Source organism: Chlamydophila parapsittaci, assembly GCF_006385615.1.
GTDB lineage: Bacteria > Chlamydiota > Chlamydiia > Chlamydiales > Chlamydiaceae > Chlamydia > Chlamydia psittaci.
The window spans coordinates 973,206-989,806 of the sequence record NZ_CP041038.1; the positions used below are offsets into that span (position 1 = coordinate 973,206).

Below are 16,601 nucleotides of genomic sequence, written 5' to 3' on the forward strand. Positions count from 1 at the left end.
TTTGTCACGCAGTTCTCCTGAACAACTTACCCGCTTTTTAGCTGAAGTTCATGGCCATCCTAAAAAAGGCCTTTCACAGAACTTTTTGATAGATGGGAATATTCTAAGGAAGATCCTTGCTGTTTCTTGTGTACAGGCAGGGGATTGGGTATTAGAAATCGGCCCCGGATTCGGAGCTCTTACCGAAGTACTCGTGAATCAAGGAGCTCATGTCGTTGCTTTAGAAAAGGATCCTATGTTTGAGGAAACATTAAAGCAACTTCCCATACATCTAGAAATCACAGATGCTTGTAAATATCCTTTGTCACAACTTCAAGATAAGGGATGGCAAGGAAAAGGACGCGTTGTTGCTAACCTGCCCTATCATGTTACCACACCTTTATTAACAAAGTTATTTTTAGAAGTTCCTAACCAGTGGAAAACGGTTACGGTAATGATCCAAGATGAAGTCGCGCGACGTATTACAGCGCAACCCGGAGGTAAAGAATACGGATCATTAACTATCTTTTTACAATTTTTCGTTGATGTGCGCTACGCTTTTAAAGTGAGCCCAGGATGCTTTTTACCAAAACCGCAGGTATCCTCAGCGGTTGTTCATATGACTGTAAAAGATCGCTTTCCTCTTGAAGAACCTCTCCGTACGAAATTCTTTTCTTTAACTAGAGCGGCATTTGGCCAGAGACGAAAACTCTTGGCGAATGCTCTTAAAGATCTTTATCCTAAAGAACGTGTTTTTGAGGCTTTAAGCCAACTAAATTTTTCTGATAAAACTCGTCCAGAGACCCTGTCTCTCGATGACTATCTCAAACTATTTGAACTTCTCTCATTGCACGCCTAAGTGCATCTCAGGCTATTGTTAAAGCAGACTTTTTCTATATAAGAGAAAAAATATAAATTAAACGCAGAAGATTTTAATTTATATCTCTTATAAGAGATTTTTTATTTTTATAAAGGCGTTTTTTTTAATGAAAAAACAAGAAATTGAAAGTCTAATATGGTATTATTTCTCGTCAGGATTAACAGAAGAGAGGGGAGGATTTCCCTAAATGCTGTTGGTCAGTAAATATTCAGAATACATACTCTAGGAATCTTTCATGGAGACTTGGTTATACTATTGCAAAGTGCGTACACGTAATTATATTCCCTGCCTTCCGGTGTTATCTCCCGTCATTTTGCAAGCGGATCAGTGTCTTCCTACGTTATACTTATCACCGTTTAGTCGTTGCTGCAGGGAAACTAAATTTGTAGCTTCTGTAACAGGTTAAGTACGGAAAAAAGAACACATAATCCTTTGCTAAAGGACTAGACAATACTTAACTTGTTAGATGGAGCCTTCTTTGTACGGAAGTTAAAGTATGTGAGAATACGTTTCACCATACTATCTACATCTAGTCCTACTCTTTTTAATAAACTCTCTTTATCTCCATGCAAAAAGATACTATCGGGAATGCCAAAGTGTAAGACGTCCACTTTGAAGTTATAGGTAGCTAGAAAATCGTTAAATTCCGACGCCAAACCTCCGCGAATAGAATGTTCTTCTATAATGATAACTTTGGAATGGTGCATCAATAAGATGCTAAAGAGATTGTTATCAAATGGCTTAATGAATACAGGGTCTACGACAGTGGCAGAAATTCCATGGCTAAGTAACTGCAATTTTATAGATAATGCCGCACTACACATGTGCCCCAGACCTACAATCAAAACATCTTCACCCTGACTCAGGATTTCTCCTAATCCTGGATCACGATACATCGTTATATCGGTAGCGATAGGGTCACCTTGAAGCGCTGTAATATTGGGGTAACGAATTGCTGAAGGCTGTTTCCAATGTAGAGAAGATTGTAGCTGTTGTTGGAACACTATAGAGCTTCTCGGCTGACAGATAATCATGTTGGGCATAGCACGAAGAAAACTCAAATCATAAATACCGTGGTGGCTACAACCATCTCCATAGGCTAAACCTGCACGATCTATACCAAAGATCACCGGGAGATTTTGTAAACATACATCATGGAAAACGTTATCCATAGCACGATGCAAAAATGTCGAATAAATCGAACAAATGACAGGAGTATTCGCTTTCGCAATTCCCGCTGAAAACGTCACAGCATGACCTTCAGCAATGCCTACATCGATAAAACGCTCTGGAAATGTTTCTTTAAACGTTTCTAACCGTGATCCTAAGGACATCGCCGGTGTAACCACATGTAAATTCGGAGAGATTTCTCCAAGTTTGCATACAGTTTTCCCAAAAATATCAGGATAAGTCAGCTGCGGTTGAATCGTCGGAAGTAACTTATCTTCCGCTGTAAGTTTGAAATTCGCCTTGACTCCATGGTATTTTGTAGGATTTTCCTGAGCTATCTCTAAACCTTTTCCTTTTTTTGTACAGACATGGATAAGAATAGGGAAGGGTAAGTCACGTACCTTCTGAAATAAAGAGACTAATGCTTTTATGTCGTGACCGTCCACAGGACCCATATACGCTAAGTTAAACTGCTCAAAAATAGGAATCGGACAAACTAAAGACCTTAAACACGTGGAAATCTTATGCGAGCACTTAGCGATACTTTTGCCGTAGCGGGGAATCTTGGATAATGATCTTTCTAGTTTGCGCGAAAGCAAACTAAATTTAGGGTGGTGAATCCATTGTGATAAGCTTTTGGACATTACACCCACGTTTTTAGAAATCGACATGTTATTGTCATTTAAAATGACAATAAATTTAGATAGATCCGTATGAATATTATTTAAAGCTTCGAAGGTTAATCCACAGGAAAAAGCTGCGTCACCAAGAATAGGAAGAACGTGTGTTTGAGATTTCTCAGTAGCTTTTGCCATGCCTAAAGCTAAAGATAAAGCGTTGCCTGCATGACCAGAAAAGAATAAATCGTGAGCACTTTCTAAAGGCGAGGTAAATCCACTTAATCCTCCATCATGACGAATGCGCTCGAATTCTTCTATGTTTCTCCCTGTAAGCAGTTTGTGCGTGTATGTTTGATGCCCAACGTCAAAGATAAATTTATCTTCTGGAGAAGAAAAGACATAATGTAAAGCTATCGTTAATTCAATAATTCCTAAATTAGAAGCTAAATGTCCTCCTGTTTTAATAAGGACAGAAATAATTTTATGACGTATTTGCTCAGCAAGAAGAGAAAGCTCAGAAAAAGAAAGCTTCTTAAGATCTTCTGGAGAAGAAATTTGACTTAAAATAGAGGAAGTATAAGAAGTCATGGTTGTGTAGTCATAGAAAATGTTTGTAGAACAGGTTCATCTAATGCATCTTTTAGAAGAGTTCCATTAGGCTGAACAGAAAGGAGATAACATTGTTGATCTTTGACTAAGATCTCATCTAAACCCTGATGTATCAGGGAAAACATTTTTTCATATACAACTAAAATAGCATCAAGAGAGTCGAGAGTGCTTAAATGATCTTGTAACGAACTCAGCTCTTGAATTAGGGTATCTACATCATTACAAGGCATCGCTCTCTCTACAGTTAGTGTACGAAAGACTCTTCTTCTGAAAGAAAATCTTCATTTCGTTTTTCAGACAACTCACGTACACGCTCTTCCGCTTTACGGATCCGTGATTCACATATACGCATTAGGGCATCTGCTTCTTCATAAAATTTTAAAGAAGCATCTAAAGATGTCGAAGGTTGATTCATGAGATCTACGATCTCTTCTAACCTTTCCATAGCCTTTTCAAAGGGAATTTCTTCCATAGTTTAAAACTCTTGAGTTTCAAAGTTCTGAACATCCGTCACAGTAAGAGTGGCTTCTCCATCCTGTAGTCTTACCCTTACACAACTATGTTTATGTAAACTTTTGGCCGAAATGATAGCCGAATTTTCATTAAAGTCAAAGAGCATAGCATACCCGCGTTTTAAAACATTTTTAGGATTTAATGAAATTAACTGTTTGGAAACAGTGTGGTATTTTGCTCGATGTCTTTCCACAAGATGGTTTAGGGAAAGGAAGAGATTTTCTTTAGCGTATAAAAAATGCTCCCTACGTTCGCATACTGTATAAACGAAAGCTTTATTTAACCGTCTTTTTAAGAGGTTAAGGGCAGATGTTTCTTTTATAAATAATTGATTAATTTTGGTTGTAAAATGTTTTAATAACGTTTGCTTGTGAGCTAAAGATTGCTGAAAATATCCTAAACGCTGAGATAAAGCTCTGTGAATTTGATCTCTACAAGGATCGAATCTCTGCCTATACTGCTGCGTGTTGTGAATAACAAGATTTTTTTTAATATGCACACAGTGGTGTTTTAAAGCCAGCAAACGATTTTGGAAAGCGAGATTGATCATTTTCCAAAGATCTTGGAGACGGTACGTCATACGTTGTAAAATATCACTTTGCAACCAGCGCGTATATTGCATATAGCGTTGCTTGCTTTGTGAAAGTTTTGTTTGTATTGACCGTTCTATAGAGACACGAAGATAGTCTAAAGATTGATGGGGAGGACGGAAAAAATCTACGTGATCTAAGTACCGCTTCCATTGCTGAATTTGCTTTGCTTTCCCTGCAAGCAGTTGCTGTGCATGAGCATTCAAATAGCGTAAATGACTTTTAAATATTTGAATTTGTTCTTGACTACTTTGACAGACAATTTCTGCAGCAGCTGAAGGGGTGGGCGCACGCACGTCAGCAGCAAAATCACATAATGTATAATCTGTTTCATGTCCAACAGCAGAAATAATAGGGATTGTGCTGGCATCTATGGCCTTGACAATGATTTCTTCGTTAAAAGCCCAAAGATCTTCAATACTGCCACCACCGCGAGCTATGACAAGAACATCAACAAGCTTATCTCTATTCATTACTTCAATCGCTTGAGATATTTCTTTTGCTGCTGTAGCTCCTTGTACTGTCACAGGATAAATTAGGACCTTATACTGATAACAACGACGAGAAAGAATACGTAAAATGTCTTGAATTACGGCTCCTGTTGGGCTGGTAATCACGCCAATACATTTTGGAATTCTCGGAAGGGGTTGTTTTTTTTCTATAGAGAAGTACCCTTCGGCTGCAAGACGCTTCTTAGTTTCTTCGAATTTTTGTAAGAGATCACCTTCCCCAGCATAAACTAAGGCGTGGGCTACGATTTGGTATTGACCTCTCGGTGCATAAACAGTCAGTTTCCCGTGAATGATCACCGAGTCGCCATCTTTAGGGCGACGGTCAAAATACTTACTTTTAAAATGAAAAAAAGCACCGTTTAAAAAAGATTTACTATCTTTAATACCAAAATAGAGATGCCCGCTCGGCTGTAAAGAGACGTTACTTAATTCTCCTTTAACCACAATATGGCAAAAATTTGACTCGAGTAGATTTTTTATAGACTCGGTAAGAGTCGTTACCGCTTGAGGAGGAGATGAAGTTGCCATGCCCTAGAATACAGAAAGGTTTCAAGTTCTATTATTTTAAAATAAAGCACCTTCCTAGTAAAAAACTAGCAAGAATCGTGAAATCATGTCTATAGTGGGAGATGAACGAGCTAACAAATAGAGGACGTAGATGGAACGTAAGCGTTATATTTTCGGTAATTGGAAAATGCATAAGACAGCTAAAGAGGCTAAAGATTATTTGTCTGTTTTCTGCCCTCTCCTTGAAGAAGTTGCTTCTGTATCTCGTGTGGGTATCACCCCCGCATTCACAGCGTTACATGCTTGCTGTGAATCTATAAAGTCTTTTCACAGTCCTCTGTGGCTGGGAGCGCAAAATGTCCATCAGGATACCTCGGGAGCCTTTACAGGTGAAATTTCCTTGCCTATGCTCAAAGAATTTGATGTCAATTTTGTACTTTTAGGTCACTCCGAATGCCGTCATATTTTTCATGAAGAAGATACGACCATTGCGCTTAAGGTTGGTGCCGCAGCTCGTGAAGGCATTATTCCCGTTCTGTGTATCGGAGAAACTCTAGAAGTTAGAGAAAAAGGCGCGACGGAAGCTATGTTATCTAACCAGTTGATGTTGGGGCTTGCGCAACTTCCGGAAACTGCCTCTGTAATCATTGCTTATGAACCCGTATGGGCAATTGGTACGGGTAAAGTAGCTTCAGCGGTTGATGTGCAAGAGGCACATGCCTTTTGTCGAGAGGTGCTTGCGAATATATTTTCCAAAGAGAAAGCTGAGGAGATTTCCATTCTTTATGGGGGATCTGTAAAGGCAGATAATGCTGAAGGATTTGCTCGTTGTCCTGATGTAGACGGGTTGTTAGTAGGAGGCGCTTCCTTAGATCCTAAAGTTTTTGCCGATGTTGTCGCGAATTTTCATCGTTAGCTAGTAAAAATTATATTAGCTTTTTGGCCATGTTGTGTGAAATATTTTCATAGAATTTACACCAAGGTTTTGTTTGAGAACAGTGTTCCAAATCAATAAAATGTTTTTCAATATGGTGATTAATTTAGTTTTATACGAGAATATTTCCAGGGCCTTTTTAGGGATTTTTACAGTTTATAGAGACACTGGCTTAGAAAGAAATTTTTAAGATCCTAATGAATTAAAGGGCTAGGAATTCACCTCAGATAGGTTTTTTGATTTAGGAGAAGCATTGTGACCGCCTTGTTTTATTCGTTTTTATTTATCTTTCTTCTTTTGTGCGTAATTCTTTGCGGACTGATTTTGATTCAAGAAAGCAAGAGTATGGGACTCGGTTCTTCTTTTGGCGTGGATTCAGGAGATTCCGTTTTTGGTGTATCTACCCCGGATATTTTAAAGAAAGTCACTGCTTGGTTGGCAGTAGTTTTCTGCTTTAGTTGTTTGTTTCTATCTTTTGCGACAACATACTTGGGGAAAAATTCTCAAGAACCTCCTGTACATGTTCTAGAACAAGTTTCTTCAGATGGAGAAGAAATCTCTAGCGAATAGAAAGCTTCGCTAGAGGTTATCGACTTTTACCTAAAGCACATTATCTATTTTTAGGAAGTAAAATTAAAACAGTCACTATCTTATGAAAAAAGTCTTTTATATATTTTGTCTCTATGGTCTACTACCTGGCTCTACAATATTTTCAGTAGAAAAAGTTCAAAAAGAGATGGAGAACCCTTCGCCATTGCCTACAGTCTGTCCCTTTCATTCAATAGAAGAGGCACATGCGTAGCGAATCTGCGGGGTGATAAATCATGATTAGAGAATTAGAATATTACGGTAGCCCTACGTTACGTAGAGAGGCTGATGCTATTCTTGACATTACTGATGAGATTCGTCAGTTGGCTCAAGATATGTATGAGACTATGGTAGCTCATAAGGGGGTAGGTTTAGCAGCTCCTCAAGTAGGGGAAAGCGTAAGACTTTTTGTTATGTGTGTTGAGGGAGAAACAGAAGATGGGGATCTGATTTTTTGTGACTTCCCCAAGGTGTATATTAATCCTGTACTTTCTGATGTTTCTGAGGATCTTGTTTTAGGTAGGGAAGGATGTTTATCGATTCCTGGGTTGCGAGCTGATGTTTACCGCCCGCGTAGCATTACCGTAAAAGCAATCAACCTCGACGGTCAAGAATTCACGGAACATTTAGAAGGGTTTCCTGCGCGTATTATCATGCATGAAAATGACCATCTCAATGGAGTTTTATACATTGATAAGATGGAAGAGCCTAAGGATTATAAGAAGTTCAAGTCTACCTTAGAGAAAATTCGCCGTCGTTATAATAATCATTTAACAGATAAAGCTTCTTAGTCGTATTGTATTGTCTAAAGCTTGCTTGTCTTATTGATTTCTTCAAGTTCAAAAGAAGCCTTAACCATTTGAGTAAAAGATTACTGATTACTTGGATGTTTTGGCTTATCGAGTTTGAGGTAAAAGAAGAAGCGGTTATCCGCTTCTCTTTTCTCGTATACCGAGTATAGCTGCCAGTGCTCAAAGATTTTGGTTCCTAAAACCATTTGATATTCGAGATAGTTAGGTGCCTCGGTTCTATGCCAGCCATATCGTAGCGTCAGATGATAATTCCAACAGGGATGCGGACGAACAAAGACCTTCCCTAAAATGAGATTCCGACGATCTGATAAAGGAGAATTAAAAAGTTCTTCAGGAGAGCGACTCACATCTAGAATATAGTTTTCCTTATCACATTTAAGAAGGCTGTACTTGCTTCTATGCAGGAATTCTAAAGTTAAACCGATATTATCACTTCCTACCCATTGCCAAAGCAGATTCATATGATCCCAGCAATGTTTTTTCCATATCCATTCAGCATCTAGAGATAGGGTATTCTTACGATCTAAAGGTAAGGAAATCACGCATGCTGTTTTGGGAAATGTCGATCTTGCAAATGTATTTTTAAAAATTTGTGTTGTCCAAATTTTGGCGGAAGCGCGTGGAGCACTAGGAGAAACACGATTTAATATAAAGGATTCAATACCTATCTTACATAAATGTAGAGAAGAGAAAGCATCATTGATAGAAAAGATATAGTGCTCGTGGTTCTTTGCTAATGGATGTGTTGCCGATGTAAATGAAATAAAAGGCTCTACAATATGCTTGGTGTGTAGGTAATTCTTATATGCTGAAAAACGATAATCTAAATTTATTTGCGCAGAAGCTTGGCAATGACGTTGGGAGGTGTTGGGGACGTTGCCGTAATAAATCGCTGATGCTGATACCGTGGGGGTTAGTGTCCCTATAAGTAGGGGAATCACACGGTATACTTTAGGAGAGGCCGCAGCTCTCAGTGAAGAAAAATTGGAGCCAGCAATGTTATTGCTAAAAGCAAAGTTTAAATAGCCACATTCAAACAGATTCTCAATGAAAATCCCTGTATTTTTAATATTCACAGGGTGTTGCTTCAAAGAAAGATAGGGAAGTTCTTGATTCACATTCTGGAACGGATTTACCTTCACAGAAGAAGAGAGTTGGCCGTCTAATAGCGCATCATGCCAGGTAAGGCGCACTTGTGTAGGACCAGTATTTTTTAAAGAGAAATTATTTGGAAAAATGTCAGCAACCGTTTCCCAGCTGTCGCTTAAATGATACTCCCCGGATAACTTGGTCTGTTTATGTGCTAGAGAAAAATTTCCATGGAAGCGGTAGCGATCTCGAGGTTCTGCCATATCAATCGCTAAGCGGTGGGCATAGTAACTTTTCATATTAAAGACATTTTCAGGTTTCTCTTTTTGTGAAAAGTGCATGTTATAGCCAACACCTATGCCATGCTTGAAAAAGCTATCTAAAAAAAATGTAGATAGAAAATGCTTTTTAGAAATAGGTGAGTAGCTCACCCCTAAATAAGAACCTAAAAATCCTCCCGTACCTCCGCGGAAATTAATCGGAGGTTTCGGAATTTCCATGGGCATAATAGAAAATTTCGGGAGGAATAATAAAGGAACATTACAAATACTGAATGTGGTTTTCCCTATAGAAAGTACACTGTCTGAAGAGTATTCTAAGTAGTCTCCCGAAAGACAAATATGTTTTTTAGGACCTTCCGATGTGGAGATGTATCCTTTGTGGATAATTAAAGTTTCTGGAGTCAACGTCATCATAGACCCGCCCAAAAACCAAGGATACATTGCAAATCTCCCATTGGTCAAAAGACATGAATCCGTATCTTCGTAGTATTCCAAGTAGTCGCAAACTAATGTCTTTCCTCGGTAATTGACCATGACATTTCCATGAGCAATTAATTTCATGCCACGTTCGGGAACATTGTCTACGTAGGCACGATTTGCCTGTATGCGCAGATTATTATGAATATTGAGGACGCCATCTTCGATATCTAAAGTTCCAGATAGCCCTTTAAAATGGCTCAGATAGGATACTTTTTTCTTTGCAGCTTCTTTATGAGTTAACGCCTCTGAAGAAAATGAACACGACAGTAGTGCTGATAGAAGGAAATAGGGGAAACAACGTTTCATATGTCTTCACTATTCTATCATTTTCATCAATAACCCAGCTAAGATATGACAATTTTTTGCTTTTGTTTGTGTCATTAGCTGAATAAGTAAACGAATATCCTCATGTGTCTTGGATACCACAAGAGTTTCAAGAATATCTAACATGAGTTTTGCACGTATTTCTGGAGTAATTTGATAACGAAGATAAGGAGAATCAGGGTGGGGTTGCTTATCTTCTGTATCAATAAACAATAACGTTTCTTGGATGAGCTCCTGAGCATAACGATGTAGGGATAATTTTTTCTCAGGGTCTTTAGTCAAGTTGTATAATGCTAAATCGGCATAAGCACGGATTACAGGCTCTCCAGGAAGTTGGGATGCTCGTGAAAGGATATCTAAAGCTTGTTGATGAGAAGAATGTGCTAAAAAAGAGATGGCTTTAGAAGCCAGCGCTGTTTTCTGACTTAAGAGTATTTTCTCTATATAAGGAAGATACGCCTCTTTAGGTAGTTGTAAAAGAGAAACAAGGATCTGCTCTTCAGCATGTTGAATAGCAGATAAGGCTTTAGCACGTTCTGTAGGATTTTGAGGGAGGATTACTGCTTGGCATTTCCACCCTTGTGTCGCACGACCTTTGGAAAATGTAGGCACTAATGCTCGGTTATATTGTCGCTGAACTAACCATTCTGTAATGTATGCAAGAAGTTCTGGATGATCGCAGCCTAAATGTATCAAAGCTAGAGCAGCATTTAACTTTGCTTCGCTGTTTTTAGTATGTAAAAATACAGGAAGTACTAAAGGAATCCCTATCTCTTTAGAGAGTAATCGTGCTGTGTATAAAGCTCTAGGGTGTTCTTCTTGTATCTGCTTTTCGAAAATAGGAAGCGCATCCTCTTCTTTACCAATAGCAAGTAACGCTTGAGCCGAGGCTAAAGATAAATCGGGATCGGGTTTCTCTGAAAGCTTTTTTATAGCGTTATAACTTTGACCATCTTTTAACATTCCTAAAGCATATACGGCAGCTTCACGATCTAAAGGGGAAGCGCTGGTTAATAAATGCCGTAGTGTTGGTAAGAACCGTTTTTGTTGGTATTCTCCTATCAACAGAGCTGCATAGCTTCTTGTCGTACTTTTTGTTGAAGAGAGTAACTGACGGATATACGTATCCGCTTCTTCAGTTTCTAATCTTAGGAAAATAGCAGCCGAGAGACATTGGATTTCTTCAGGAAGCTTATAAATAAAAGATTGGAGATGATCGATGACTTTAATATTTTTTAATCCCGCCAAGCGGTAAGCAGCTTCTAAACGAATTACAGGATAGGCCGAGGCTAGAGCTTTGAATAAAAGTTCATCAGAGCTTTTCCCTAAATGTGAAGATAACGCTGATAATACCAACAATTGTTGTAAAGGATCGTTGGTTTCCATTGCTTGCGAGAGAATCTCAAATGCTTCTGCAGAACCTACAATACCCGCGCCAATAATGGTGCTTTTTCGAATGTAGGGATCATCAGAGCGTAATCCCTGTTTTAAACAGTTCTCAGAGATTTTTCTTAATAACGCAAAATCATGGTTTCCTTGCGTTTCTAAGGTGTCTAGATAGGCGGTAAGAGCTTGTTCTACAGATTTTTGGCTCGTATAAAGGATCTTATGACTTACAGGATCAGGAAAACTACTAAAAACCAAACTAGGAAAACTTAAACATAGTCCTAGGGGTATGATTAAACGAGATAATCCCATAAGTTAACGTTAAACTCCAACAAGAGGTGTTTCAGTGTTTTAATCGGAAGACCTTGGACATTATATGCACATCCTTGGATATTATGAATAATCAAGCCACCACCTTCTTGAATACTGTAGCCTCCACATTTATCTAGGGTAGAAAATGCTTTGACATACCTTCCCAAGTACGCTTCGGGTAGTTGGGTAAATGTTACCCATGTGGTCTCTTCTCCAGTGACTAATTTCTTATCTTGCAGAAGCGCTATACTGGTAATTACGGAATGGGTTTGACCACTTAATGTTTTTAACATTTCAATAGCCTCATCATAAGAACCCGGCTTATTGAAAATTTTCCCTTCATACACCACAACGGTATCCGCAGTAAGAATAAGACCTTCAGGATGATGATCCTTCACTATAGACTCGGCTTTACCTACAGCCAATTCGCGAGAATACGCTATAGGATCACCATGATAAGGAACCAAATGTTCTTCAAAATTTGAGGAGATACAGGTAAAAGGAATACGAAAGTATTCTAGTATCGATTTTCTTCGTGGAGAAGAAGAACCCAGGATGAGCTTTGGTTCCATACGCCCTCAATAAAATATATCCTAGACTTACATTCCTTAGGCTATAGCTTTCTACTGCTTGTGTAGTCCGCCATTGTCCCGTCAAAGAAAGTAATCTTACCTTTTTCAAAAATCAATAATTTCGTTGCGCATTCTTCGATGAGGGTTCTGTCATGAGAAACAAATATGGATGTCCCTTTGTAATCATTGATAGCCCAAGCGAGTGCAGAAACAGACTCTAAATCTAAATGGTTATTGGCTTCGTCAAGAATAAGTGTGTTGTGGTTTTCCAACATCATCCCAGCCATAAGCAAACGAGCTGTTTCTCCTCCGGATAGAGCCTTGATCTTCTTGAAAGCGTCATCGCCACCAAATAACATCTTCCCTAAAACGCTACGGATCTCTTGATCGTTAATTCCCGTTTTACGATTACGTAACCATTCGAATAGCGTTTCATCTCCACAATCTTTTAAGACGTCAGAGTGATTTTGAGGAAAATAGGAATAAGCAACTTGATGACCAGTTTTTATAGATCCTTGAGTAGGGGACTCTACACCAGCTAACAGTTTCATTAATGTCGTTTTCCCAAGGCCGTTGTTCCCAATAATTCCTAACTTATCTCCTTGATATATCTCTAAAGAGAAAGGTTGGAATAGGTGAGCTTCGTCATTATAACTTTTGGTAATACCTTCTAGAGAAAAGACAATCTTACCAGAAGCTTTTTCTGATAAAGGGAAACGTATGTAAGGACGCTGAATATTTGATTTCTTTAATTCTTGAGGCTGGAGCTTTTTAATTTCTCGTAAGCGTGATTGTACTTGACTTGCTCGAGAGCCCGCTCCAAATTTAGCCACAAATTCTTTAAGCTGGGCTATTTTCTTTTCTTTGGATTTGATATCTGCTTTCTCTTGATCTCGAGAAGCTGTTTTCATTTCTACCATAGCATCGTAATTTCCAGGATAGATAATGACAGTGTCATAATCAATATCAGCAATATGGGTAGTGATGGTATTTAAAAAGTGCCTGTCATGGCTAACAACAATCACAGTCCCATCATAATCCTTTAAGAAATTCCCTAGCCAGTTGATAGAGTGAATATCCAGGTGGTTGGTAGGCTCGTCAAGAAGAAGAGCTTCAGGATGACCAAACAAAGACTGACATAAAAGCACACGAAACTGTAGGTCTATAGGAATCGTGGACATTTTATTGTTAAATAATGCTTCTGGAATTCCAATTCCTGTAAGTAGTTCTTCAGCCTCAGATTCCGCTCGGTAACCATTTTCTTCGCCAATGATTTCTTCCATTTCACCGAGTTTAATGCCAATAGCATCAGTGAACTCTTCAAGATACAAAGCATCTCTTTTTTGCAAAGCATCCCACAACCGTGCGTTACCCATGATTACGCAGTCTAAAACGGAAACATCACCAAAGCTATCTATATTTTGGCGTAGAATACCTACTTTCTTAGGTAAAGAAATAGAGCCACGAGTAGGTTCTACACAGCCTGTGATAATTTTTAGTAAGGTAGACTTTCCTGCACCATTGGGTCCTGTTAGTCCATAGCGATTGCCAGGGTTAAAGACGACAGACACGTCGTCGAACAGTACACGTGTGCCTAAGGTTTTGCCAATTTTGTCAAGTACAATGCTCATAGCGCATAGCATAACAAAGAGGAGCTTAGAGCACAAGAGGTTTGCCTAAGGTTTAGCTATGGGGGTGGGACTCATCATGTGTTTGCTTTTTAAGCTTCATAGATACATGAGTATAAATAGTTGTGGTTTCTAAAGAACTATGACCGAGCAGAGCTTGAATGGTTTTTAAATCCATGCCGTTCTCTAGCCAATGCGTAGCAATTGTATGGCGGATGGTATGGGGGGTAATATTCCCTGATAAACCCGACTGGCGAAGATATTTTTGAAATTTTCTATCAATAGAGCGAGTCGTTAATCTTTTCCCAAAACGATTTAAAAAAATTGCTTGTGAATCTTTTTCAATGCCTGTTCTCGCAGGATGAGTGAGGTATTGTTGTAGCCATTGTGCTGCATGAGGAGTCATAGGAACAAGACGTTCTTTTTTTCCTTTCCCTCGGATGCGAATGAGATGGGAGGTGAAGTCAATATCCCAGTGGTTTATAGCAACAATTTCGCTGATACGTAATCCTGAGCTATAGAATAATTCTAATAAGCAACGATCACGAAATCCTGTATATTTCGATAGATCCGGAGTTGCCATGAGTATTTCTACTTGCTCATAAGTGATAGGTGAAGGCAGTTCTTTAGGTAATCTAGGTCCTTGAATTGTTTCGGTAGGATCTTCAGGAAGAATACGATGTTTCACACAATACTGTGAGAAGCTTTTAATTGCTGAAAGTCGACGTTTGATTGTGCGTTTTGCTTTGTTTTCTTGCATGAGTTTTAAAATGTAGAGACGCACAGCATCTTTTGTTAGTAGAGAAAAAGGAAGCTCAGCTTCCTGTCTTTCTTTTGTGACTAAACAGATGGGAGGGGATGGGGTGAGCTCACCATGTTTTTCTAAAAAGTTTTTAAAATCATTTAAATCGATACAATAATTTCTTAACGTATGAGGGGAAGCAGTTTTTATATTTTTTAGATAATCAAGAAAAGCATAAAAAGCTGAGACCATAATGTTCCTAAACACTTTTTCTGCAGTATCCTTTATATAGGGATTTATTTAGAAGAAGGGTTTTTAGGGAAGGGATAACTACGGAATTCTTCAGCTGCAGTAACATTAGGGAAAATTTTCCCCGCTTCTATTTCAAACTCTTTAGAATTTAAGTAGCGTGCAGAAAAGTGTGTAAGCACGAGCTGTTGTGCTCCAGCAGCTAAGGCTTGGGTAGCTGCTTGCTTGGCTGTCATGTGGTAGTGACTTTCTGCTAAATGGCGATGCTCTTCAAGATAAGTACTTTCACACAACATAATTCTTGCATTTTTAGCTAAGTCTACAATGGATGGGCAGGGAAGCGTATCTGCGATAACAGCAATGCTATCACCCTTTCTAATATAGCTTAGGTCTTTGAGATATAGGGTTTTCCCGTTTACTGTGACTTGTTCATTACGAAGAAGATCTTGCATAATAGGACCACGTAATCCCGCAGCCTTGATCTTTTCTGGAATGAATTTTACCGTGTCGGGTTCGGTGATTCGCCATCCTAAAGTATCAACAAGATGATTGAGTTTACGCGCTTCGATACGGAAATTTCCAAAATCCTCAACAATCCCTTCTTTATCTATAGGATGTTCAATAACATTGATAGTCTCGTGATAAATCGTGCCGTAGCGTAATCTATCGAAATACTTTTTCCCCGAAGCTGGATAATAACAATGTATGGGATGGGTAACCTTATCCAAGTTTAATCTCATCAGCATAGAGCCTAAACCTAGACAATGATCACCATGAAAATGACTAATAAAGATCCTAGAGACAACAGTAGGAGCAATATTAGCAAAAATGAATTGTCTTTGTGTTCCTTCGCCGGGATCAAAAAGCAAACCTTCGTTATTCCATCGAAATAAGTAGGCTCCTTGATTGCGAGTTCGCGTCGGTTGTTGACTGGAACAACCTAAAATAACTAATTCTCTACAGCTCATAAATTTAGGAGAAAGTGTTCGGGAAAAGGAATAGAATAAACCAATCTAGTAAAAATACTCTACTAGAACTTGCCAGAGAGTGTGGTGAATTTTTATTTTTAATTTAATCTATACAATGCATGTAATTTTCATATTTTTTAGGGAACACAGGTTTAGGTAGTACAATAGGCTGTTGAGTGTTGTGATCACTGGAACTGTCATCCGAATCAAGAGAAGATGAATTAGAAGATGGAGATGAAGAGTTTCTAGGACGAATCAGATTTAAGACTGAGGATGTTCTTCTGCGAGGTTTTTGTACTTCATCAGATGAACTTGCCTCTACTTGCTTTCTTCGGGGAAGGGTTCTCAAACTTCTTCTTTGTCTTCTTTGTAGTTTTGCTTCTTGTTCTTTCGCGTATTTTTTCTCATCTTCTTTGATGGTTTCATGAAGTAAGCGATTGTATCGTACATCTAATTTAGAGAGGTCTAAATCTCTAGGCCGTATATGAGCAACAGGTGGTTTGGATGAGCATGTGATTATTAAAGGAAATAGGATGATGCCAATGAGAAGGGAGATTAGGGCAGCGATGCCAATATATATTCCTTTAGGAGAGAATAGGGCGGCTATAAATCCTCCTATCATGATCACAGCGAGTAAAGCTAGGATGAGTATAGAGATCGAAATAATCAGTCTATTTTTTTGTGAGCTTTCTGTTTTTTGTTCTGAATTTCGGGTTATGGTACAGCTAGTTTGATTTTTGGGAACAGTGGCATCAGGGACTAGTTTAGACGGAGTCATGAAAACTACAACGCAGGTTTATTTTAAAGCGCGTAGTTTAGAAATTTTAATAACATTTGTAAATATACAGTTTTTTTG

At 38.7% G+C, this 16,601-nt stretch carries 16 protein-coding genes; 5 read left to right on the forward strand and 11 right to left on the reverse strand.

The genetic code is table 11. From position 1 onward, the window contains the following. The first annotated feature begins 1 nt into the window (after window position 1). A complete protein-coding gene (gene rsmA / locus FI836_RS04280; RefSeq protein ID WP_014943762.1) occupies window positions 2-838 on the forward strand; it encodes a 16S rRNA (adenine(1518)-N(6)/adenine(1519)-N(6))-dimethyltransferase RsmA in 837 nt (278 codons plus the stop codon). Between the two features lie 256 nt (window positions 839-1,094). Next, window positions 1,095-1,265, forward strand: coding sequence for a hypothetical protein (locus FI836_RS05240; RefSeq protein WP_014946532.1), 171 nt, complete (start codon window positions 1,095-1,097; stop codon window positions 1,263-1,265). A gap of 37 nt (window positions 1,266-1,302) precedes the next feature. Here the strand turns inward: FI836_RS05240 and FI836_RS04285 are convergent, their stop codons facing one another. The 4 genes from FI836_RS04285 to xseA are packed head-to-tail and all read right to left on the reverse strand — an operon-like array spanning window position 1,303 to window position 5,401. Continuing rightward, entirely contained in the window at window positions 1,303-3,237 is a 1,935-nt protein-coding gene (locus FI836_RS04285) for a 1-deoxy-D-xylulose-5-phosphate synthase (protein WP_014943763.1), read from the reverse strand. Next, window positions 3,234-3,488 (reverse strand): hypothetical protein, encoded by a 255-nt coding sequence (locus FI836_RS04290; RefSeq protein WP_006342987.1) that lies wholly within the window; start codon window positions 3,486-3,488, stop codon window positions 3,234-3,236. The genes FI836_RS04285 and FI836_RS04290 overlap by 4 nt, the downstream gene beginning before the upstream one ends. Window positions 3,489-3,502: 14 nt before the next feature. After that, the gene (locus FI836_RS04295) at window positions 3,503-3,730 is read right to left on the reverse strand and encodes an exodeoxyribonuclease VII small subunit (protein WP_006343952.1); all 228 of its coding nucleotides are present in this window, start codon (window positions 3,728-3,730) and stop codon (window positions 3,503-3,505) included. Between the two features lie 3 nt (window positions 3,731-3,733). Next, a complete protein-coding gene (gene xseA / locus FI836_RS04300; RefSeq protein ID WP_006342989.1) occupies window positions 3,734-5,401 on the reverse strand; it encodes an exodeoxyribonuclease VII large subunit in 1,668 nt (555 codons plus the stop codon). Window positions 5,402-5,531: 130 nt separating this feature from the next. Between xseA and tpiA the strand changes: the two genes are divergently transcribed. The 3 genes from tpiA (at window position 5,532) to def (ending at window position 7,693) form a co-directional block, all read left to right on the forward strand. Further along, entirely contained in the window at window positions 5,532-6,296 is a 765-nt protein-coding gene (gene tpiA / locus FI836_RS04305; RefSeq protein WP_014943764.1) for a triose-phosphate isomerase, read from the forward strand. A gap of 273 nt (window positions 6,297-6,569) precedes the next feature. Beyond that, window positions 6,570-6,884 carry a preprotein translocase subunit SecG gene (gene secG / locus FI836_RS04310; protein ID WP_006343955.1) on the forward strand — a complete coding sequence of 105 codons (315 nt, stop codon included), beginning with the start codon at window positions 6,570-6,572 and terminating at the stop codon, window positions 6,882-6,884. A 254-nt stretch (window positions 6,885-7,138) separates the two neighbouring features. Continuing rightward, the gene (def, locus tag FI836_RS04315; protein WP_006342992.1) at window positions 7,139-7,693 is read left to right on the forward strand and encodes a peptide deformylase; all 555 of its coding nucleotides are present in this window, start codon (window positions 7,139-7,141) and stop codon (window positions 7,691-7,693) included. A gap of 80 nt (window positions 7,694-7,773) precedes the next feature. On the opposite strand, the gene FI836_RS04320 is transcribed toward def, so the two are convergent. The 7 genes from FI836_RS04320 to FI836_RS04350 form a co-directional block, all read right to left on the reverse strand. Beyond that, entirely contained in the window at window positions 7,774-9,870 is a 2,097-nt protein-coding gene (locus FI836_RS04320) for a CT351 family outer membrane beta-barrel protein (protein ID WP_014943765.1), read from the reverse strand. A 9-nt stretch (window positions 9,871-9,879) separates the two neighbouring features. Continuing rightward, window positions 9,880-11,586 (reverse strand): HEAT repeat domain-containing protein, encoded by a 1,707-nt coding sequence (locus FI836_RS04325; RefSeq protein ID WP_014943766.1) that lies wholly within the window; start codon window positions 11,584-11,586, stop codon window positions 9,880-9,882. Continuing rightward, window positions 11,568-12,158: a Maf-like protein gene (locus tag FI836_RS04330; RefSeq protein ID WP_006342995.1), complete on the reverse strand. Its 591-nt coding sequence runs from the start codon at window positions 12,156-12,158 to the stop codon at window positions 11,568-11,570. The genes FI836_RS04325 and FI836_RS04330 overlap by 19 nt, the downstream gene beginning before the upstream one ends. A gap of 41 nt (window positions 12,159-12,199) precedes the next feature. Then, window positions 12,200-13,789 carry an ABC-F family ATP-binding cassette domain-containing protein gene (locus FI836_RS04335; protein ID WP_006342996.1) on the reverse strand — a complete coding sequence of 530 codons (1,590 nt, stop codon included), beginning with the start codon at window positions 13,787-13,789 and terminating at the stop codon, window positions 12,200-12,202. Window positions 13,790-13,841: 52 nt separating this feature from the next. Next, window positions 13,842-14,780 (reverse strand): tyrosine recombinase XerC, encoded by a 939-nt coding sequence (locus FI836_RS04340; RefSeq protein ID WP_006342997.1) that lies wholly within the window; start codon window positions 14,778-14,780, stop codon window positions 13,842-13,844. Between the two features lie 44 nt (window positions 14,781-14,824). Beyond that, complete coding sequence (locus FI836_RS04345; protein WP_006342998.1) at window positions 14,825-15,745, reverse strand: ribonuclease Z; 921 nt, start codon at window positions 15,743-15,745, stop codon at window positions 14,825-14,827. A 103-nt stretch (window positions 15,746-15,848) separates the two neighbouring features. After that, window positions 15,849-16,523 carry an IncA family protein gene (locus FI836_RS04350; RefSeq protein WP_014943767.1) on the reverse strand — a complete coding sequence of 225 codons (675 nt, stop codon included), beginning with the start codon at window positions 16,521-16,523 and terminating at the stop codon, window positions 15,849-15,851. Window positions 16,524-16,601 lie beyond the last annotated feature (78 nt).